Source organism: Anabaena azotica FACHB-119 (genome assembly GCF_014697625.1).
Lineage (GTDB): Bacteria > Cyanobacteriota > Cyanobacteriia > Cyanobacteriales > Nostocaceae > Trichormus > Trichormus azoticus_A.
The window spans coordinates 23819-44281 of sequence record NZ_JACJSG010000043.1; the positions used below are offsets into that span (position 1 = coordinate 23819).

Annotated in this window: 26 protein-coding genes and 1 other RNA gene; 14 read left to right on the plus strand and 13 right to left on the minus strand. The window is 41.4% G+C overall.

Features of this window, described 5'->3' with window-relative positions; genetic code table 11:
* Window positions 1-74: 74 nt before the first annotated feature.
* Window positions 75-782, plus strand: coding sequence for a Uma2 family endonuclease (locus tag H6G83_RS25850; protein WP_190477318.1), 708 nt, complete (start codon window positions 75-77; stop codon window positions 780-782).
* A 17-nt stretch (window positions 783-799) separates the two neighbouring features.
* On the opposite strand, the gene H6G83_RS25855 is transcribed toward H6G83_RS25850, so the two are convergent.
* Window positions 800-1348, minus strand: coding sequence for a Uma2 family endonuclease (locus tag H6G83_RS25855; protein ID WP_190477320.1), 549 nt, complete (start codon window positions 1346-1348; stop codon window positions 800-802).
* Window positions 1349-1493: 145 nt separating this feature from the next.
* Here H6G83_RS25855 and H6G83_RS35010 point away from each other — a divergent pair, with 145 nt between their 5' ends.
* Together H6G83_RS35010 and H6G83_RS25860 are read left to right on the plus strand one after the other, a co-directional pair.
* Entirely contained in the window at window positions 1494-1643 is a 150-nt protein-coding gene (locus tag H6G83_RS35010; protein WP_206759005.1) for a PDDEXK family nuclease, read from the plus strand.
* Window positions 1610-1942 carry a XisI protein gene (locus tag H6G83_RS25860; RefSeq protein WP_190477322.1) on the plus strand — a complete coding sequence of 111 codons (333 nt, stop codon included), beginning with the start codon at window positions 1610-1612 and terminating at the stop codon, window positions 1940-1942. Before H6G83_RS35010 ends, H6G83_RS25860 begins: the two co-directional genes overlap by 34 nt.
* Before the next feature lie 186 nt (window positions 1943-2128).
* On the opposite strand, the gene H6G83_RS25865 is transcribed toward H6G83_RS25860, so the two are convergent.
* A complete protein-coding gene (locus tag H6G83_RS25865) occupies window positions 2129-2791 on the minus strand; it encodes a peptidase M15 (protein ID WP_190477324.1) in 663 nt (220 codons plus the stop codon).
* Window positions 2792-2922: 131 nt separating this feature from the next.
* Here H6G83_RS25865 and H6G83_RS25870 point away from each other — a divergent pair, with 131 nt between their 5' ends.
* Entirely contained in the window at window positions 2923-3333 is a 411-nt protein-coding gene (locus tag H6G83_RS25870) for a hypothetical protein (RefSeq protein ID WP_313937031.1), read from the plus strand.
* 103 nt (window positions 3334-3436) lie between these two features.
* Here H6G83_RS25870 and H6G83_RS25875 read toward each other — a convergent pair whose 3' ends face one another.
* Together H6G83_RS25875 and H6G83_RS25880 are read right to left on the minus strand one after the other, a co-directional pair.
* Window positions 3437-3631, minus strand: coding sequence for a heavy-metal-associated domain-containing protein (locus H6G83_RS25875; protein ID WP_190477325.1), 195 nt, complete (start codon window positions 3629-3631; stop codon window positions 3437-3439).
* Window positions 3632-4262: 631 nt separating this feature from the next.
* The gene (locus H6G83_RS25880; protein ID WP_190477327.1) at window positions 4263-5366 is read right to left on the minus strand and encodes an AI-2E family transporter; all 1104 of its coding nucleotides are present in this window, start codon (window positions 5364-5366) and stop codon (window positions 4263-4265) included.
* 278 nt (window positions 5367-5644) lie between these two features.
* Between H6G83_RS25880 and H6G83_RS25885 the strand changes: the two genes are divergently transcribed.
* Both H6G83_RS25885 and map read left to right on the plus strand, forming a co-directional pair.
* Window positions 5645-6172: a cupredoxin domain-containing protein gene (locus H6G83_RS25885; RefSeq protein ID WP_190477329.1), complete on the plus strand. Its 528-nt coding sequence runs from the start codon at window positions 5645-5647 to the stop codon at window positions 6170-6172.
* 154 nt (window positions 6173-6326) lie between these two features.
* Entirely contained in the window at window positions 6327-7154 is an 828-nt protein-coding gene (gene map, locus H6G83_RS25890; RefSeq protein ID WP_190477330.1) for a type I methionyl aminopeptidase, read from the plus strand.
* A gap of 30 nt (window positions 7155-7184) precedes the next feature.
* Here map and H6G83_RS25895 read toward each other — a convergent pair whose 3' ends face one another.
* From H6G83_RS25895 to H6G83_RS25920, 6 genes are all read right to left on the minus strand, one after another.
* The gene (locus tag H6G83_RS25895; protein WP_190477332.1) at window positions 7185-8552 is read right to left on the minus strand and encodes an AtzE family amidohydrolase; all 1368 of its coding nucleotides are present in this window, start codon (window positions 8550-8552) and stop codon (window positions 7185-7187) included.
* A complete protein-coding gene (locus tag H6G83_RS25900) occupies window positions 8549-8728 on the minus strand; it encodes a DUF4089 domain-containing protein (protein WP_190477334.1) in 180 nt (59 codons plus the stop codon). Before H6G83_RS25900 ends, H6G83_RS25895 begins: the two co-directional genes overlap by 4 nt.
* Window positions 8729-8752: 24 nt before the next feature.
* Complete coding sequence (locus H6G83_RS25905; RefSeq protein ID WP_190477336.1) at window positions 8753-9091, minus strand: DUF952 domain-containing protein; 339 nt, start codon at window positions 9089-9091, stop codon at window positions 8753-8755.
* 2 nt (window positions 9092-9093) lie between these two features.
* Window positions 9094-9507: a KGK domain-containing protein gene (locus H6G83_RS25910; RefSeq protein ID WP_190477339.1), complete on the minus strand. Its 414-nt coding sequence runs from the start codon at window positions 9505-9507 to the stop codon at window positions 9094-9096.
* A 204-nt stretch (window positions 9508-9711) separates the two neighbouring features.
* A complete protein-coding gene (locus tag H6G83_RS25915) occupies window positions 9712-11217 on the minus strand; it encodes a thioredoxin-like domain-containing protein (protein ID WP_190477341.1) in 1506 nt (501 codons plus the stop codon).
* A gap of 165 nt (window positions 11218-11382) precedes the next feature.
* Window positions 11383-11970, minus strand: a complete 588-nt coding sequence (locus H6G83_RS25920) for a 2'-5' RNA ligase family protein (protein WP_199328599.1) — start codon at window positions 11968-11970, stop codon at window positions 11383-11385.
* 77 nt (window positions 11971-12047) lie between these two features.
* Between H6G83_RS25920 and H6G83_RS25925 the strand changes: the two genes are divergently transcribed.
* From H6G83_RS25925 to acsF, 6 genes are all read left to right on the plus strand, one after another.
* Window positions 12048-12314, plus strand: a complete 267-nt coding sequence (locus H6G83_RS25925; RefSeq protein ID WP_190477343.1) for a YciI family protein — start codon at window positions 12048-12050, stop codon at window positions 12312-12314.
* Window positions 12315-12351: 37 nt separating this feature from the next.
* Window positions 12352-12448: signal recognition particle sRNA small type (gene ffs, locus H6G83_RS25930), an RNA gene on the plus strand.
* A 25-nt stretch (window positions 12449-12473) separates the two neighbouring features.
* On the plus strand, window positions 12474-12878 hold the full coding sequence (locus H6G83_RS25935) for a phasin family protein (RefSeq protein ID WP_190477345.1): 405 nt from the start codon (window positions 12474-12476) through the stop codon (window positions 12876-12878).
* Window positions 12879-13117: 239 nt separating this feature from the next.
* Entirely contained in the window at window positions 13118-13513 is a 396-nt protein-coding gene (locus H6G83_RS25940; protein ID WP_190477347.1) for a hypothetical protein, read from the plus strand.
* A gap of 154 nt (window positions 13514-13667) precedes the next feature.
* Window positions 13668-14078, plus strand: coding sequence for a preQ(1) synthase (gene queF, locus H6G83_RS25945; RefSeq protein WP_190477349.1), 411 nt, complete (start codon window positions 13668-13670; stop codon window positions 14076-14078).
* 200 nt (window positions 14079-14278) lie between these two features.
* Window positions 14279-15355, plus strand: a complete 1077-nt coding sequence (gene acsF / locus H6G83_RS25950; RefSeq protein WP_190477352.1) for a magnesium-protoporphyrin IX monomethyl ester (oxidative) cyclase — start codon at window positions 14279-14281, stop codon at window positions 15353-15355.
* 151 nt (window positions 15356-15506) lie between these two features.
* Here acsF and glgA read toward each other — a convergent pair whose 3' ends face one another.
* The 3 genes from glgA to H6G83_RS25965 all read right to left on the minus strand — a co-directional run bounded on the left by glgA (window position 15507) and on the right by H6G83_RS25965 (window position 19220).
* On the minus strand, window positions 15507-16925 hold the full coding sequence (gene glgA / locus H6G83_RS25955; protein ID WP_190477354.1) for a glycogen synthase GlgA: 1419 nt from the start codon (window positions 16923-16925) through the stop codon (window positions 15507-15509).
* Window positions 16926-17607: 682 nt separating this feature from the next.
* Window positions 17608-18579, minus strand: coding sequence for a hydroxymethylbilane synthase (hemC, locus tag H6G83_RS25960; RefSeq protein WP_190477356.1), 972 nt, complete (start codon window positions 18577-18579; stop codon window positions 17608-17610).
* Between the two features lie 305 nt (window positions 18580-18884).
* Entirely contained in the window at window positions 18885-19220 is a 336-nt protein-coding gene (locus H6G83_RS25965) for a lysozyme inhibitor LprI family protein (protein ID WP_390822819.1), read from the minus strand.
* Between H6G83_RS25965 and H6G83_RS35545 the strand changes: the two genes are divergently transcribed.
* Both H6G83_RS35545 and infC read left to right on the plus strand, forming a co-directional pair.
* Window positions 19186-19359 (plus strand): hypothetical protein, encoded by a 174-nt coding sequence (locus tag H6G83_RS35545; RefSeq protein WP_242044817.1) that lies wholly within the window; start codon window positions 19186-19188, stop codon window positions 19357-19359. The two genes, H6G83_RS25965 and H6G83_RS35545, sit on opposite strands and share 35 nt — an antisense overlap.
* 330 nt (window positions 19360-19689) lie before the next feature.
* Entirely contained in the window at window positions 19690-20223 is a 534-nt protein-coding gene (infC, locus tag H6G83_RS25970) for a translation initiation factor IF-3 (RefSeq protein WP_190477360.1), read from the plus strand.
* The last annotated feature ends 240 nt before the right edge of the window (window positions 20224-20463 follow it).

A 20463-nucleotide genomic window follows, 5' to 3' on the forward strand; every position in this document is an offset into this window, starting at 1 on the left:
AGTTGGAGATATTTCAGGAAGGCTTGATTATTTTAACTCTAAAATATAACTAGCTAATCTAACTGAGGACTTTCATGGTACAGTACAACCCCTTAAGCTGTCTTCCATCCTCGGCAGAACTTCCCGACTCCGATGATACCCCAGTGGATAACGAATTACAAAACCTGATTCCTAATTTACTTGATGCTATTTTAGCTTTAGCCTGGAGTCAACGCACAGATTGGTTTTTTGGCGTTGATATGGGTATTTATTATGCACCCAGCAACCCGCCATTAGTCCCCGATGGGTTTCTCAGCGTCGGTGTAGAACGTTTCATTGGCGAAGAGGGACGTTTAAGTTATGTGCTGTGGGAAGAAGATGGTATTGTTCCCATTTTCGCCTTAGAGGTTGTTTCCAAAACCTACGGTGGTGAATACGAAAAGAAAAAAATCGATTACGCCAAATTGGGCATTTTATATTATGCAATTTATGTACCCAGTCGGAGATATCGGAGTAAACGTGAACCTTTAGAAGTTTACCGTTTAGAAAATAGTGAATACATCTTACAACCAGGTGCGCGGGTGTGGATGCCAGAAATTGGTTTAGCACTAGGACGAGAACGCGGTTCTTATTTGGGACGCAAGCGGGAGTGGTTATATTGGTATGACGAAGCAGGAAGGAAATTACCTACACCGGAGGAGTTAGTAAACCAGGAAAGAGAACGCGCACAGCAAGAAACACAACGTGCTGAACGACTAGCGCAAAAGTTGCGGGAGTTGGGTATTAATCCCGATGAGGTTTAGAATATTGGGTGGTGATTTTAACTACTGATGATAGCGGAAACTGATATGGCAATATCTGGAAATGCTATTGGGTAAATTGTTCCGTCCATGATTGTGGACTTTGAACTATATTCGCCATCTTCGGGGTATCGAAAGACTACAAGCTGTCTTTTCTTTAAGTTCACCACCCAATATTCAGCAGTGTTGACTTCAGCGTAGATTCTACTTTTTATCTCTAAATCTTTTTCTAAACTGGAATTTGCATACTCAATCAGCCAAAAGATATTCTCTGGATATGGGTGATGGGTTAAATATTCACGTCCTAGCCTTTGCACAATAGCAATATCCGGTTCTGGTTCGGACGCATTAGGTAAAATTATCGGTTTATCTAGACGAACCATTGCCAATTCGCCCAATAAATTTATCAGATATTCCCCAGCTTCACTACTAAAATATGCGTGGGGTTCTCCTTCCGGCGACATCTCAACAATTTCCCCCCTCAATAGTTCTACACGTCGGTTATCTAAAATCCCCGCCGCTATCATTTGATGATATTCGTCTATTGTCCATTTTGCTGTTGTTAGCATAGCTAGCGATCGCTTTTATTTCGCTCTCGTTATTTTATAACAGAACTAACGCAACTGACACTTGGGGTAGGGTGCGTCAGATGTGGAAAATCCTTTAATATGTACGAAATTATTGGGTCTGACGCACCCTACAGTTAGTCTGATTATGACTATAGTATTAATTTACGATCGCTTTTTTACAACCTCGTTTATTCAAGGACTTGTAGAGCAAAACCAACTTCTTCTATTGATATACAATATTGATAGGGAGGTAATTAACCGATGGCTACCGTCGATGAATATAGAGAACATATAAAGAACCTATTAACCGCACGCGCCAAACTTGTGTGGGATAAACGTATTCAAGCAGAAACTATCTTTGATACTGAACGTGACCATTATCAATTAGTCTACGTTGGTTGGCAAGAATCCAAGCGAGTTTATGGTACAGTTCTTCACGTCGATATTATTAATGGTAAAATCTGGGTTCAGCAGGATGGTACGGAAGTAGGTATTGCCAATGAATTAGTAGAATTGGGAGTACCTAAAGAAGATATTGTTTTAGGTTTCGACCCGCCAAAAATGCGTCACTACACTGGTTTTGCAGTGGAATAGTATGTAATTTAAAAAAATTATTGTTCAATAAGAGCTTTAAAAGAACTATTAAGGTTTTTATATTTATATAGGAATTAGTTTTGAATTTTGAAAAAATCTAAGTCCTTGTAAATATCATGGTTTTGGTGGGCAATGCCCACCCTACGATTAAGCTTGTTATATCTATAGCTTGATTGAGAAATCAGTTTATTTATTTACTGGGTTTAATTCGGCGATAAACTTTTCATAAAACTGCTGATGGGAACCATGATAATTATCTTCATCCTTCCTCGTTAGATACCCTTTCTTGCCAGTATGAGGATTTGGCACATAACTATAAATATAAGATTTTCTCAACTGTGGATTTTCAGACCAACCAATATTAAAAGCAGCATACTTGGGAAAAAATTCCATACTGCTATACTTATCAATATGGTCATGAATCCACCATGCTAACCCTGTCCAATCAGCCGTTTTATCATAGTAATTAATGAAGGAGTTGACAACAATACAAGCTGTTGCACCCATATAACCGTTAGCGTCCCGAACATCCCAAATATGTCCGGCGTAGTTAGATTCATTCTTGGCACAGTTGTATTGATTTTTATTCTCTGCGCCCTTTGCATTGACCGCAGACGAGCGAAAAGCGGAACGAATGCTGATTCTGCCCAAAGCGTCTTGAATTGGCTCTAGGACTTGCTGACACAGGTTTTTGCCAGCAGCGATCGCTAAATCAGGATCATCTGGTATGTTGGGTATACTTTCAATTTGCGAAATCTCCGAGTATAGAAAATCTCGCATAAAAAAGTTTTTGGAAAGACGCACTCTACCCAATTCTTCCAACGCCTTAACAGTTTGCGGACTTCTCATGGTTTCCACAGTCAAAACTATGGCTATTGTTCCCCAATTGTTCAGGATGAAATATATTACTTGGGAAACAATTATTTAAGGCGATCGCTCAGTTAGATTTAAGTCACAATTTGGTATTGTAGGAGAAGAGCGTGAAAATTGCGATCAGCTACGCTGGGCGGAACGCCATCGCTAAAACATTCATCACATCATTAGGACTGTTAGCTCTATTAACCCCCACTCAAGCCTTTGCCCAAGTCATACCACAACCTTGGGTGTCTGTTGGTGGCAAAGATGGCGATGTCACCTATGCTGTAGGTGCTAGGGCTTTAAATTTTGGCGTAGAGTTAGGCGTAGGGACAGATGGTGCTACAGGTGTGGATGTGTTGAGATTTGTCCGTTTGCCTGTCATTTCGCCTTATGTGGGTTTGGGCTATTATTCAGAGGATAAAGGAGTAGCTTTTTCTGGTGGAGTGCAGGTAGGCGCTACTGATAACGTTTTCGTTGGCGCTGGTTATAATTCTGTGCGCGGTATTAATGGACAGTTGGGTATTCGATTTTAACAGTTATCAGTTATCAGGTTATGTTCACTGTCCACTGTTAACTGTTCACTGATATAAACCCCCGATTTTTGGGAAAAGTCGGGGGTGTGATTTTTCTGGAAATTTACGCCGCAGGATAGCCAGCAGCAGCTAACGCATCCTTGATAGATGTTTCTGACGCTTGCGTTTCTACGTTAACCTGCTTAGTCTGAGGATCAGCCTGAACGATCGCATCAGCATCAACTGTCTTGACTGCATTCGTAATATTATTGGCACAAGCAGAACAAGCCATGTTGGGAACTGTGAGTTGGATTGTCATAGATTTACGATGTGAATGGAGAAAACTATCAAGAGGCTAATGCCTGCAACTATCCTAAACTCTCTACTCAGGTGGAGAGTCTAGCAGATTTTACAAGATTTTTATTAAATTGCCCATTTCGTTGATAACTGTGCAATAAAAACACAAGTCATTGAGAAGACCGCACTATGTCAGGACTTACGCACCAAGGTTATCTGTTGAGACAGGGTGTAGGGGGGTAAGGGTGTAAGGGTGTAAGGGTTTTAAAGATTTACACCCCTATACCCCTACACCCTTGCCCAAACCCTTGATTTTTCGTTTTTATGCGTAAGTCGTATATGTGACTAATAACTATGGACTAATGACTATGGACTAATGACAAAATAAAAAGCCCCTAGACAATTCCAGGGGTGTTAAGTATGCCATCAACTCTATTCCTAAACATAGAGAATGCCATTAACTGAACTTTAGCGCATCCGCATAAATGCAAAAATTGCATAACTTTAATGATTTTTTTGCAACTACGTGTGATCTCGGTCACGAGAAATGTATGCTGGAGATGCTTTTAAGTCCAAACTCCAGGGCTAAATCAGGCGTAAACTCAAGAAAACCTTGGTTACGCAAATTTCAAAACTAAAATAGCTACATTAGCTCAAGTTGATGTAGATTCGGGTTTGAATATTTCCGTTGCGGCTTCAGTTGGTAAAGCGTTGTTTATACCAGGAGGTAAAGATGTAAACCCATCTACTGTATCCTTAATTAAACCAGCAACGGGTACAGCAATGAGCAAGCCTAATAAACCACCAACGTAAGTTCCTACTAGCAAAGAAGTTAACACCCAGATTGGTCTTAACCCTGTGAAACTACCCAGAAGCCGGGGTGCGATCGCCTGATCAATCACTTGGTCAATCACCACAGCCACTGCTAAAATCTTCACAGCTAACCAAATGTCATGTGTCGCTACAATCAAAGTAATCACAATCAAGCTAACAACATCACCAAAAGGAATTAAACTCAAAAAGCCAATTACCAAACCAAAGAGTAAGCCAAATTGCACTTTAAAGGCTAAAAATAGTAAAGTTTGCGAAGTTCCCATCAATAAAGCTAAAGTTCCTTGACCAATCAAATAATTCTGAAAGTTTTTTTGAATAGATTGATTGATTTTCTCTGACAAAGACCAAGGTAACTTTTTGAATATACTTTCCCAAATCCTCGGCCCATCTAATAACAAATAGAAAGTTATAACAACTGTAACTATCGCTTCAGAAATACTATCTATCGTTTCTATAATAACGCTAAAAATCTTGTGAGAAAAATACTCCAACTCATCTGGTAATTTATCCATTATCCTATTTAACAATTGACCAATATTCAACTTAAAATTTTGACCAAGCGCCCAATCATTCAAATTTTGAAGCTTTGTTTGGCTAGAATCAATCCATTGCGGAAGCACCTTAACGATTTCATTAAATTGTTCTAAAGCTATTGGTAATAAAGTAATAGCTAAAGCAATTAAAATAACTGAAGTAAAAATAAAAACAATTGCTACTGCATAGCTACGCTTAACCCCCCGTTCTTGGAGCGATGACACAGGATAATTTAAAATAAAAGCAAACAATGTTGCTAGGACAAAGATTGTGACTAACGGTTTAAAATAACTAAAAAATTGAATAATTAGCCAACCATTCAAAAAAATCAGTGGCAACAATAAAGTTATAATTAACCATTTAAGTAGTTGATTTAGTGAAATATCCATCATTAAGTTCAGTTGTTGTCCTTTGATATATTTTACTTGCTTTGTCTGAAAAACTTATCATTTCTATTTTGCACTTCTTCCCCTGCTCCCCAAAGTGATTGTATATTTGTTTAGTTGGAAATTTCCTAACCTCCGCTTGCTGTCACTTGTTTACGCAAACAATTTGTCAGACAATGAAACTGTAGGTAAACCATAAGGAATAGTTGATAACCTATCAAAAGTGAGATTTTGCACAATCTCTTCCTAACCAAGATTATTTAATTAGGGATGCTGTAATAATGACCTGCTTATTTAACAAACCGCGCAAAGTTATATACCAACTTATTTCGTCTTTGTTGCCTAGTATTCATCAGATTTGTGTATCTTGTTTACTACTAGGTTTTCTGTTAACCAGTGCAGATACGGCATTAGCAGCACAAGCATCTACCGATTTACTTAAACAACAAGTAACAGAAATTACAGTATCTTTAGGTAACTCAGCTAATGAACTCAAGTTTGAACCAAATAATTTGCAATTAACAGCAGGTAAACGTTATCTACTACGCCTCAACAACCCCAGCCAATTAAAACATTATTTTACCGCCAAAGACTTTGCAGATGGGATTTGGACGCAAAAGGTTGAAGCAGGAAAAGTAGAAATCAAAGGCGCAATTCATGAACTAGAACTCAAGCCTGGCGGTGAAGCGGAATGGGTGTTCGTAACCCTCAAGCCAGGGAAATATAGTTTACGCTGTCCTATACCAGGACATACTGAAGCCGGGATGACAGGGGAAATTGTCGTTAGTCAGTTGACAGTTGACAGTTGACAGTTGACAGTTGTTCCTTTCCCCCTTCCCCTTTCCCCTTTCCCCAATCCCAAGCAACAAAAATAAGTTAACGTAAGTAATAGATATTATTTCTCAATTGATCAGAAGTAACCTGCAATTTTAGCGGCAAGGCGCAAGTAATTATTGATTTCCCATGAACATTCTCACCAACTTGCTTTCTCAAACACCTAAGCCAACACCTGTAAAAAAACAACGCCGGGGGATTGAAATTAAGTCACCGCGCGAAATTGACATTATGCGACAGTCAGCAAAAATTGTCGCCACTGTACTCAAAGAAATTTCTGAGTTAGTAAAACCAGGAATGACTACTGCTGACTTGGATGCTTATGCAGAAAAGCGTATCCGCGAAATGGGTGCAGCACCAAGTTTTAAGGGTTATCACGGTTTTACTGGTTCTATTTGCTCCAGTATTAATAACGAAGTTGTACATGGTATCCCCAGTTCCAAGAAAGTGATTCGGACTGGTGATGTATTAAAAGTAGATACAGGTGCTTATTTTCAAGGCTTTCATGGTGATTCCTGCATTACCATCGCTGTTGGTGAAGTGACTCCAGAAGCTGCTAAACTGATTCGTGTAGCGGAAGAAGCTTTGTATAAAGGGATTGAACAAGTCAAAGCGGGTGCTTATCTACTTGATTTGGCGGGAGCGATCGAGGATCATGTAAAAGCTAATGGCTTTACTGTGGTGGAAGAATTTACAGGTCATGGTGTGGGACGTAACCTTCATGAAGAACCTTCTGTATTTAACTACCGCACTAGAGAAATGCCTAATGTCAAACTGCGTGCAGGAATGACATTGGCAATTGAACCCATTTTAAATGCAGGTTCTAAACATACCAGAACTTTATCCGATCGCTGGACGGCTGTGACTGTAGATAATTCTCTCTCAGCACAGTTTGAACACACCGTTTTAGTCACAGAAACTGGTTATGAGATTTTGACCGAACGCAATCAGGTATAATGTTTGTAGTTGACAGTTGACAGTTGACAGTTACCCACAACTCACCACTCCCTTGGCTTCTAATATCGCCGCAACCTGTAATATCAAAGCTTCATTATATGGTGCGGCGATTAATTGCACTCCTAAAGGTAAATTGTTGGGACGCTGTATTGGTAAAGATAATACAGGTAAGCCGATGAAAGATAAGGGTTGGGTAAATAATCCCAAATGGGGACGGACGAGAATTTCCTCCCCATCTAAAATCATTGTCTGTTGTCCAATTAGCGGGGCGGGGATGGGTGTTGTCGGTGCTAAGATTATATCAACATTTTGAAATACTTCACTGATGCGATCGCGATACCATCGGCGAAAGCGTTGTGCTTGGATATACCAACTACTCGGTATTAATGCCCCTGCCAAAAAGCGATCGCGTGTTGCGGGGTCAAAATCTTGCGGACGGGTTCTTAATTTATCTAAATGTAAATTTGCCCCTTCACTGGCTGTAATTACAAATGCGGCTGCTCTAGCGCGGTGGGCTTCTGGTAAAGTAACGTAATTAGTCACATTTAAAGCATCAGCTACTTGCTGCACGGCGGCTAATGCTTCCAGTGTTGCGCCTTTTTGGAAATAATCATCGGCAACAGCAATTCTAATATGAGAGATATCTTGATGTAGTTGGGGTAAAGTTAGGTTTACAGGTCGTTTGGTGCAGATAGGATCGCGATCGTCCTCACCTTGCAGAATATCAAATATTGTAGCAATATCCGCAACCGAACGAGCAAAAGGGCCGATATGGTCAAAACTACTAGAAAATAAAGCCACCCCAGCACGAGATAAACGTCCGTAAGTCGGCTTAAAACCATATACACCACACAACGCCGCCGGGACACGAATAGAACCGTTAGTATCCGAACCCAGAGTCAAAGGAACCAAACCAGCCGCCACCGCCGCCGCCGACCCCCCAGAAGAACCCCCAGCCACAAGCTGTAAGTCATGGGGGTTACGAGTCACACCGTAATGAGAATTTTCTGTCACAAACCCATAGGCGTACTCATCCATATTGAGAGTACCTACCAGCACTGCACCAGCTTGTTTCAATTTCGCCACTGCTGTCGCATCTGCACTTGCTGGCGGATTTTCTGCATTAATTTTCGCACCCGCCAGAGTCGTTAAACCAGCCACATCAAATAAATTTTTCACAGCAAAAGGGACACCAGCCAGCAACCCTGGTTCATTCCCTGCGGCTATTTCCCTATCGATACGTGCTGCATCAGCCAAAGCCGTTTCCTCAGTTACAGCCGTAAAACAATTAAGTTCCGCATCCTGTGCTGCTATTCGCGCCAAAGCAGCTTGCGTCACCTCCAAAGCGGTAACTTCACCTTTGCGTATAGCCTTAGCGATAGAGACAGCATCATTCATGGTTCAAAAGTAGGTGCAGGTTGGACTTCTTCTGGTATGGAGAATGAATTAACTACTTGTGCGATCGCCTTAATTCTCTCAAAATTTGCCACCACCCCATCCCGATACTCATCCTTTATCGGCAAATTCAACAACAAAGCCACCTGTTCCACATACACACCCAAATCTTGTTCCATCTCCGTGCCTCCGTGCCTCCGTGGTTATTCTACCCCTAAAGGCAACTCAAACAACCCATCTTCCCCAGCCTCAAAAGCAATTACCTGATACACAGCATCAACATTTAACTCCCCATAAATATGCGGAAATAATTCCCCATCAGCCATCTCATAACGAATTTCCGCTTTCACTTTATCAGCGTCTATAAAAAGTAATACTAATTCCGTTTGATTGCGAAAAAACCTATTAGCAACTTTAGTGATTTGCGTCGCTTTAGAACAATGAATAAATCCTTCATTATCCAATGATTTTGCACGGTAGATCCCAATATTTTTAGCTTCTTCCCACTGTTGACGCTTAGTGATATGGATAATACTGTTCATATTTATCGAATATTTTGATGAGTATCATCTTTATGCGATACTGTTTCTATAGATTTGTCTGGATAAAATTCAAGATTTAGATGATTTATCTTATCACTATTAGGATATATAAATAATCGAATATTTAATTTTCCCTTCTGCCAGCCTTTTCCACCAACTTTAAGAAGCTGACATTCTTTCACAGCATTTAGCCTAATTTCATTGAATGGTATCAAACTATCACCAGTAGATATACTATGAAATAAACTACCAACTGAACCGTTAGTAAATGAAGTTTTATTGACGCAAATCTCTTGCCGCCATTTACTTATGATTTGTCTTAGAATTACCTCTCTTAGCCTAGTTACTGTAAAAGTGTCTTTGTCAAGCAAGACAACATCCTCTCCACAGTCTAAAGGAATGAATTGATTTTTCATTTTAATACCCTTCTTAACAACTCACCAATAGATTATATTGTGCATAGATTATCTTTTTTTTAAGTAAAAATACTGAATAAATCCTGTTCTGATAATTTGAGTATATATTAAGCGATCGCCTCAAAATATCTTCTATAAAATTTCACGCAAAGACGCAAAGGCGCAAACAAAACTCTCTCTGCGCCTCTGCGCCTTTGCGTGAGCTTAAAGAACACAAACATCAGGCGCACACAAACCATTAAACTCCAACGTCATCACCTCCAAACTCTGCAAATCCACACGCCGAATTACATGATTATTCGTATCACTAATAAACAAATAATCACCCATCGCACTCAACCCCGAAGGCTCAAAAAAACAAGCGTTTTTCCCTTGCCCATCTTGTAACCCAGTCGCACCTCCCAGCACAGTTTGACAATTACCACTACGAGGATTAACTAACTTAATCTTGTGATTATATGTATCCGCCACCCACAAATAATTTTGAAAATATTCCACACCCAAACAATGCTGTAAACGGACATTTTCACCTTGTCCATCCACATCACCAAACCCAAACAAATCACCACTACCACAAATAGTTCTAACTTGCTGAGTTTCTACCAAACCCACACCACGAATAGAACTAATTTCACTATCAGCAATATATAATTCATGGCCATTAGTAGCAATGCCACTAGGTTGAGCAAAAGCTGATTCTGTTAGCGAACCATCAAAACAACCTTCTGCACCAGTACCAGCATATGTTTTAATAATGCCACTTGCTAAATCCATTTGCCAAATTTGATGCGCCCCCGCCATTGCAATATATAAAGTATTTCCCACCTTCACCAAATCCCAAGGCGAATTTAAAGCAGTTTCTAAACCAACACCTTCATGTGGGCAAATATGATGACTTTGTTCACCTGTTCCTGCAATTGTTGCTACTATTTGCTGCTGGAAATCAACTCGCCGCAAAGCATGATTTTCAGTATCAGCAACGTAAAGAATTTGCTTCTCTTCATCAAACGCCATACCTTGGGGTGCGGAAAATTGCGCTTCCTCAAAAGCACCATCAGTTAAACCAGATTTACCACTACCAATTAAATGTAAAATCTCCCCGTCGAAGTTACTAACAACTATGCGGTGATGTCCAGAGTCAGCAATGAATAACCCGGCTGGGGTAGCTAGAACTTTACCGGGGAAAGCTAGAGGTGTAATTAATGGTTGACGTTGTTTTTCTAAAGTCAGGCTAATTTCTTGAAAATTAATTGTGCCTTGGTTTTGATGTTCTTGAATAATTTGTGTAATTAATTCATCTAAAGTATCTCGATTTCCTTCACCAGAAACGTAGCCGACTACATAACCTTTTGGATCGATAATCATTAATGTAGGCCAAGCACGCACAGCATACTCTTGCCATACCCGAAAACCCTGATCTACAATTACAGGGTGTTCGATGTCGTAACGCAATATCGCCTGACGGATATTTTCAGTTTCTTTTTCGTTGTCGAATTTGCCAGAATGGACACCAATAACTGTCAAGCTATCCTTATATTTCTGTTCTAAATATTTCAAATCTGGTAAAACATGAAGACAATTGATACAACAATAAGTCCAAAAATCTAAAATCACGACTCTACCCTTAAGTTGCTTAATAGATAAGGGATAGTCAGTGTTCAGCCAAGGATAATTTTGCGGTAGTTCTGGCGCTCTTACACGAGGAGTCATAAATATTCAGTAGTGGCGTGGTAAGACTAAAATGTGGCAATAGATTTGGAAAAAATTGAACGCAGATGAACGCAGATAAACGCAGATGATTAAGATTTATATTTTTAGCTAATGCACTATTTTAGTCTAGACAGGCTACTACTAAAGGAATTTTATTTTTACTGCCTATTCCCTATCACCTGTTACCTGTCCCCTGTCACCTACTATAAAATCAAACTCTGATTGAATCAGCCAACGTCTACCATCATGAATTAACAATGTCAGTTTGTTAGCGGTAAACTCAAAATGTAGCTGACGCTGGGCAAACTCCGGCCAAGCAGCTTGAAAGTTTTGTTTTGTTAAGTCTCGAAACGCTACCGTCATATGTGGTGCAAAAGGTCGCGTCTTGCCAACTTGGTCTACAATTTGCAAGTTGGTTTCCATCTGGGAAGCTAAATTTGCTTGCAAACTCAACAACTCTGGACTTCTCACCACATTGATATAGATAACACGAGGCGCAAAAGCAGCAAAGCCATTAAGTGTAACTGGTATTGGCTGCTGTTGGCTGGCGAACTCTCTTAAGGATGTTTCTAGAGTTGATAGGTTATTATTTGCCCATGCAAAAGGCGGTTGCAGGGTAATATGTGGCGGCGACTTTTGCGCGTGACTACTAGCATAATTATCTGCAAAGTACTGCTTGATTTGGTTAGCGTAGTCTTGTATGTCTTGCGGCGGTAGCAAGGCGACGAAAAAACGGCTGATGGAATGATTCAAAATTTAAAAGGGGAACTAGTTAAATTAATTGGTACTCCACCTTGTAAAACATATCATTTCCAGAGGTTACAAGTACAATGCCGACTTTTGTCAAGATAGAAGAGGGAAAGGTTGATAAGTCTACCTTTGATCAATACGTACCTGCCCATCAAGCTTATGTAAAAGATTTAATTGCCAAAGGACACAAAGCCAAAACAGGTTATTGGGCGCAACTCGGCGGCGGGATGTTGGTATTTGAAGCCGCTTCAATGACAGAAGCTGAGGCCATTGTCGCGGCTGATCCCTTGGTAAAGAACGGTTGCGTTAAATATAAGCTTTACGAATGGAAAATTGTGGTCGAATAACTCACAGTTACGCAAAAGTGATGTTATACTAAATTTAGACCTGGATCTATGCGGCTGCAACGCCTAAACCTTGTCAGGACCGGAAGGTAGCAGCAACACGGGATGCTTGTGGTAGGCGTAGTCTCCGGGTCGCCCTATTTTTAGGAGCTATCAGCAGCAATGCCTGGTTTTGGAGATATTGTTCAGAAAGCTTTTTACCTTGGTGTCGGGTTAGCTTCTTACGCAGGTGAGAAAGCAGTTTCTGCTAGTGGTAAACTAAGCGAATTTAAACTAAGTGAACTGCGATCGCAAATCCAAAAACTGGCAGATGAAATGGTTGCCAAGGGTGAAATGACCACAGAAGAAGCCCGTCGCTTCGTGGAAGACATGATGAAGCAAGCCCAGCAGCCACCAGCCCCAGCTGAGTCTCCAGAAAAGTCACCAGCTTCCGAACCTCGTCGCATTGAAATCTTAGAGGAAAACGAAGAACCAACGGTGAAAGAAGCATCAACAGAAAATGTCGATAAGCTCCGCCAACAAGTGCTAGAACTGCAAGAAGAGTTAAAAAGATTGCAAAAAGAGTAAAGAGTGCCGAGTGCAAACTTTTTATTTGTCAATAATAGTTTACTAGCTTCACGGGTTATCTTGATTTACCATAGAGCTATCAACTTTTTACCTCCAGCCTCAGCAGTTAGTATAGGTTAAGCTTGCTGTGCTACTACCGAGTCAAGAATCTATAATATATGGGAACTAGGGTGTACTTTAGTGACTCCAGGTAAGTAGCACTATACGTCCTATTTTAACTAAGCTAGGGCGTTAAGTTTATGGATCAATGGCAAAAAGATTTGATAGAAATGGTAGAAACCGTGGCCGATGAAGTAGAACGTTTCTTCCAGGGAATGGGTGAAATGGTAGATGCCTTTTTTGAGCTAACAGAAGAATTTACTGAACAAGTACAGAACACTTTTGGTACTGACGTTGAGCAGTATTTACAGGATATCACTGAGCCAATTCTGGATATATACTGGGAACTGGAAGATGTTGTCGCAGATGTTGATCCTGGGTTTCCTTATTCAGTTGAAGCGACGACAGAACAAAATCCAGCTTGTATAGGTTGTAGCAATTATCACGGTCATGTGTATGGTGGTAATTTGTTAGTCTGTGGTATGCACCCTCATGGATGGGATGATGGGAATTGTCCTGATTGGGAGAAGGAGTAGTATTGTAGGGGACAGGTTATAGGTAACAGGTTACAGGTAACAATGTAAGGAGTAGTAGTGTAGGGGACAGGTTACAGGTAACAGTGTTAAGTGATGGGTGGTGAATGTTAAGTTATTAGTGATGGGTCTTGACATTTATTTGGACTAATAATTTATGAGTAATTCTTCACCGGAAATTGTATCTCAGCCTGACCAGGAACCTAAGTATGGCGAACGCAACATTGCGGAAGGACAACTAATTACTTTTCCTAATCCGCGTGTAGGTAGGCGATACGATATTAATATTACTTTGCCGGAATTTACCTGTAAGTGTCCGTTTTCCGGTTATCCTGACTTTGCCACAATTCATATTACCTATGTGCCTGATGAGCGTGTCGTAGAATTGAAGGCTCTGAAGCTATATATTAACAGTTATCGCGATCGCTACATTTCTCACGAAGAATCAGCTAACCAAATTCTCGACGATTTTGTTGCAGCTTGTGATCCCTTAGATGTCACCGTCAAAGCTGATTTTAGCCCTCGTGGAAACGTTCATACCGTCGTGGAAGTGCGACATATCAAGTAAGAGGGACTGGGGACTGGGGAAAGGGGAAGGGGGAAAGGGGAAAGAAACTAATGATAACTGATAACTGATAACTGATAACTGTCCCCTGTCCCCTGACAAATCTCTATCTTTATTTTGTTTTAAATTATTTAACTGTTTTTCTCAATCGAATATATATGATTATATAACTATAGAGAGATTTAATTGTCTAAAGGAGTCTCATGGTTAATTCGCTGACAACTCCAGAACCGCAAACGCTAAAGCCGGGTGTGAAAGCGCCAATGCAGGAGACGTTACTCACCCCTCGGTTTTACACTACCGACTTTGATGCAGTGGCGAATTTAGATATTTCCGCCAATGAGACTGAGATTAGGGCAATTGTTGAAGAATTGCGTGCTGACTACAACCGCCATCATTTTGTCCGTGATGAGGAATTTAAACAGTCTTGGGATCATATTACAGGGGAAAAGCGCCGCGCCTTCATTGACTTTTTAGAACGTTCTTGTACCTCGGAGTTTTCGGGATTTCTCCTATTTAAGGAATTATCCCGCCGTATCAAGTCCCGAAATCCTCTGTTAGGGGAAGCTTTTGAATTTCTGGCGCGGGATGAGGCGCGTCATGCAGGATTTTTGAATAAATCAATGTCCGATATGCGGCTATCCTTGGACTTAAATTATCTGACCAAAAATCGCACATATACCTTTTTCCCGCCAGAGTGGGTTATTTACACAGTCTACCTATCGGAAAAAATAGGTTATTGGCGCTATATTTTGGTGCATCAGCATATGCAGGAACATCCTGAATATCAATTTTATCCGCTATTTCGCAAGTTTGAAAGCTGGTGTCAGGATGAAAACCGACATGGGGATTTCTTTAAGGCATTATTGCGATCGCAATCTTCATTGTGGAAAAATTGGCAAGCGCGGTTATGGGTACGCTTCTTCCTGTTGACTGTGTTCGCTACCCATACTATGACAGTATTTGAACGCGCTTCATTTTACGAATCGATTGGGATTCATCCGCGCAAATACAACAACAGAGTCATTCAAGAGACAAATAACACCTCAGCCAGAGCATTTCCTGTCATCTTGAATACCAACCACCCGGAATTTTTCTGGCGCTTAGAACAGTGTTCAGTCAATAACCTGAAACTAGCAGCCATTAAAAACAACAAACTCCCCAACTTTATCAAATTTTTTCAAAGAATACCGCCTGCGATCGCCATCTTCTGGAATATGCTGAGACTTTACCTCATCAAACCCATCGACACCGAAGCCACACGCGGAACGGTTCTTTAGGGGTTTAGGGGTTTAGGGGTTTAGGGGTTTAGGGGGATAGGGGTTTAGGGGAAAGAATGAAGATAATTTTCTCCCTACACCCTCACACCCTCACACCCTCACACCCTTACACCCTTATACCCTTATACCCTTATACCCTCACACCCTCACACTATTGAGTCAAGACTAACTCTGGTTGTGAGGTTTCTGGTTCTTCTGGTAAGCCGTACATCGACCGATAGAGTCTGTCGTATTCCTTGGCTGATTTGTCCCAGCTAAAGTCCTGACTCATTCCCCGCTTTTGTAGTTCTGTCCATTGGGGTTTGTAGCGGAAGCCTTCCCAAGCGCGAATCATGCAGGTAAATAAGTCTAGCGGTTCGTAGCGGTCGAAGCAATAGCCTGTACCTGCGCCATTGGTGGGGTCGTGGTGGGATACGGTGTCAACTAAGCCTCCGGTGCGGCGGACGATGGGGATGGAACCATAGCGTAGAGCCATCATTTGACTGATACCGCATGGTTCAAAGCGGCTAGGCATTAAGAAAGCATCAGAACCGGCGTAGATGCGGCGGGATAGGGCATCATTATACAACAGGTAAGTTGCCATGCGTCCGGGGTAGCGGGATGCTAATTGCCACATCTGGGTTTCGTAATTGCGATCGCCTGTTCCTAACAAGACAAACTGGGCATCAGTATAAGCCATGAAGCGATCGAGCATTTGGATAACTAAATCCAAACCTTTTTGTTCAACTAACCTTGTCACCATGCCAATCAAAAAGGCATTGCGGTTAACTTCTAACCCCATTTCGTCTTGCAAAGCGACTTTGTTGGCTTTGCGTTTATCTAAAGTATCAACCGTGAAGGTTTGGGCAATATACTTATCTGTTGCTGGGTCGTAAACTTCCGTATCTATACCGTTGACAATTCCCGATAGTTTCCCACTGATAAAGGATAACAAACCTTCGATTTTTTCCCCGTAAGCAGGGGTTTTGATTTGCTCGGCGTAGGTGGGGGACACTGTATTCACCCTGTCGGCAAACTGCACGGCTGCGGCCATTGTATTGTGTCCCTGCATATACCAAGGACACCAAGTAATTTTTTCTAAATACCAACGCCAAGGGCCTTGATAAGCCAAATTGTGAATTGTGAAGACTGTAGTAATATCTGGTGATTGGTGCATCCACACAGGAATCATCCCTGTGTGCCAATCGTGACAGTGAATAATATCTGGCTTCCAGTAATTCCAGCAGAACTCAGCCGCACCATTGGCAAAGAAAGTGAAGCGCCAGTCTTCATCATCTCCCCCATAAATCTTTCGGGGGTCGAAAGCTGGATGTCCAAATAAATACAAGGGAACGTCAGTACCAGGGAGAACCGTTTCGTAGACTGCAAAGTCCTGAAACATGGCATATCCCCGCCACACTGGCTCTTGGGGAATTTCCATTTTATCTGGCAAAAAGCCGTAATAGGGCAAGAAAATCCGCACATCATGCCCCATTTTTTTCAAGACTTTGGGTAATGCGCCGACAACATCACCCATCCCCCCTACTTTGGCAATGGGTGCTGCTTCTGCTGCTACAAATAGAATCCGCATGGTATTTTTTGTTTCCCCAATTCTGATCAAAAATTCTTAATTCGTAACTAATTATAGGTTACATCTTTTACTATTTTTTAACGTTATTGAGTTCGTAGTGTTCGCGTAGCGTCTCGTAGAGAGGACTTTAGTCCTCTCTTCATTCGCGTGGCTTGTCGTATACAGATGCTACACATGATTGAGTTCGTAGTGTTCGCGTAGCGTCTCGTAGAGAGGACTTTAGTCCTCTCTTCATTCGCGTAGCGTGTCGTATACAGACGCTACACGCAAACTACAAACCTTAATTTGGGTAATTCCAGATAAAAATATGCGAAATGTTGTAGCGTGTCAAGACTAAAATATGGTAACAAATTCGGAAAAAATTGAACGCAGATAAACGCAGATGATTAAGATGAGCGATTTTTCGCTAATGCACTTTAGCCTTACCAAGCTAGTAGGGTGTGTCAGTAGGAGAAACGCTAGCTATAATCACGAATATTTATTAATGATGTAGTCTGGGAAGTTTGGTATTTAAAAAGGACTAAAGTCCTTACTACAAACTATGGGGAATTTCTAAATTTTATATCTTGCACTTTCTACATAAGCAGGTGGTGGGCATTGCCCACCCTACTAAATCTTAACCTGATCAATAATTCGTAATTTTGTGATTTTTATATCAATAATTACGAATTACTAAAGTTGCTTAAGAACCGCGTTGGATCTCTGCAAAGATAGCTTCTAAAATTGCTTGCGCTCCCTGTTCCCGCAGGCGTTCGGCTAATTGTTTACCAATTGCTTCTGCATCACTAGCAGCGCCGGAAATGGTGTCTTTAACTAAGTTCTGTCCGTCTACGCTGGCAACTACACCTGTGAGGATTAATTCCTCACCGTTAATTTCTGTATCTACACCGATGGGTACTTGACAACCGCCTTCTAAACTGCGGAGAAAAGAGCGTTCTGCTAAACAGCGATCGCGTGTTTCCGGGTGTTCAATCGCCTTCAGCAATGATATCAGTTCTGTATCATTAGCACGGCATTCTATCCCCAAAGCGCCTTGTCCAACGGCGTGGAGAGACACTTCCTTGGGGAGGACTTGGTGAATGCGATCGCCCATTCCCAAACGCTGTAACCCAGCCGCCGCTAAAATTAGAGCATCATACTCACCAGCATCTAATTTAGCTAACCTTGTATTCAAATTTCCCCGCACATCCTTAAATGTCAAGTGGGGGAATTTGTGGCGTAACTGCGCCAAGCGTCGCAGTGATGATGTCCCAACTACTGCGCCTTCTGGGAGAGTATCAATTTGCTTATCCTGAAACTTTTCATGCACCACCAACGCATCGGCGGGGTTTTCCCGTTCTGTAATGGCGGCTAGTGCTAAACCTTCGGGTAAGTTAGTCGGCAAATCTTTCAGGGAATGAACAGCAAAATCAATCTCCTCATTCAGCATTCCCACTTCCAGTTCTTTGGTGAAGAGTCCTTTATCGCCGATTTTGGCTAGTGCTACATCAAGGATTTTGTCGCCTTGGGTAGACATGGTGTGGACTTCAAAATTGATATCTGGGAAACTATTTTGTAATTGTTCTCTAACCCAGTATGTCTGAACTAGAGCGAGTTGACTTTTGCGAGAACCAATACGGATTGTGCGTTTAGCACTGGAAACAACTGAAGTCATAAAACAATATGTCAAACCAGGCGATAATTTCACTCTCATCTAGACTACCGCAGTGGGTGACTATCTGATTGGTTCGGTAGGATGCAAATTAACTTTATTTTGGTCTTTCTTTACACTCTTTTACATTATTTATAATTACTCAACATATTCTGAGTTAGAGGTGAGAGTTTAGAGGCGAGGATTTTATATCAATTCACAATTCGCAATTAATAGTAGGGCGCTGCACTGCCCACCAAAACCATAATACGGTGGGCAATGCAGCGCCCTACGTAGATATAAATATATTTCTTGAATTTTAAATTATCCTACCGATCTGGTTTCAGATATTCTTGTAATTGTTGAGTACGTTGTTTTGTTAGTCTTTCTAAGCAAATGACATAAACACTAGGTGCAATGCTTCCCCCTTCATAAGCGCTTCTCTCAAACTCACAGCTACTATCACGAAACTTAATCCATGCTTGCTGTGCAGCAATTAATTTTTGTTGTCTAGGACGTTCTAACTTTGGTAAAAGTTGTTTATACACCTGATTTAATTTTTTATCAGCACTCTCATAAGACAATTGGGAACAGCGATTAATTTCAAGTTGAGTTTGTGGAAGATTGCAATTGACCTTTTGCGCTACAACTATTGGCTTTGCCATTGTGGTGGCGGGAACAAACAAAATGCAGCAAGCGAGGAGAGGGAAGAGGGAACAGGTTACAGGGGACAGGTTGAGAGAGATTTTCATGGGTAAGGGAGATGAGGAAGTGGGGGGAGATGAGGGAGTAACCCACCCCTAGCCCCTCCCAGGAGGGGAACAGGGAGATGAGGGAGATCAACTATGGACTATGGACTATGGACTAATGACTAATGCAAAAAAATGTTACAATAATTAATTCTTCTCTAGGTTATGTGATTTTAGTTAACGATCACAAAGAAATTAGCTCAGAATGAGTAGAATAACAAATACAGAAACAAACTACCTATTTATGGATTAGCTACCCCAAAACTATAGACTCTATTTTAAGTCCTCAGCTATTTTAGAATTGTGCTGCTGAGGCATACCAGTCGAAATCAAGCAATCAAGTCCACATTACATCAATTAAACAAAGAAGCTCCCACTAATCATAATGCCTGTGATTGAGAAAAAAAGAACTCGCGATTTACCCCAAATCAACGAAAGGATTCGCTTCCCAAAAATTCGAGTCATCGATACTGACGGTTCCCAGCTAGGAATTTTGTCACCACAGGAAGCCCTGCAACTAGCAGAAGAAAAAGAATTGGATCTAGTACTGCTCAGTGACAAGGCTGACCCGCCAGTATGTCGGATCATGGATTACGGGAAATACAAGTTTGAGCAGGAAAAGAAGGCAAGGGAAGCCCGGAAGAAGCAGCATACTGCTGACGTTAAGGAAGTGAAGATGCGTTACAAAATTGAAGAACACGACTACAATGTGCGTGTTAAGCAAGCCGAACGCTTCCTCAAAGATGGGGATAAGGTCAAAGCAACTGTGATGTTCCGGGGCCGGGAAATTCAACACAGCGACTTAGCAGAAGATTTACTAAAACGAATGGCGACGGATTTAGAACCGTTTGGTGAAGTCCAACAAGCACCGAAAAAAGAAGGGCGAAATATGATGATGCTCATCTCGCCTAAGAAGTAATCATCTAAGCATCTTTGTAGTTGGGTCATACACTACTGAGAATAATAAAACGGCTTCACCGTCGTTGAATTTAATTACAACTTGATAGTCCTGAACGCTGAGTGGGAAAAATAATACTCAGTTGTTCAGGACTTTTGCCATTTGGGGGAGATGAGGGGAAAAGGGGAAAGGGGAAAGGGGAAAGGGGAAAGGGGAAAGGAAAGCCTTTAGCCTCTGGTTCTCTATTCCTCCGCCCCTCTG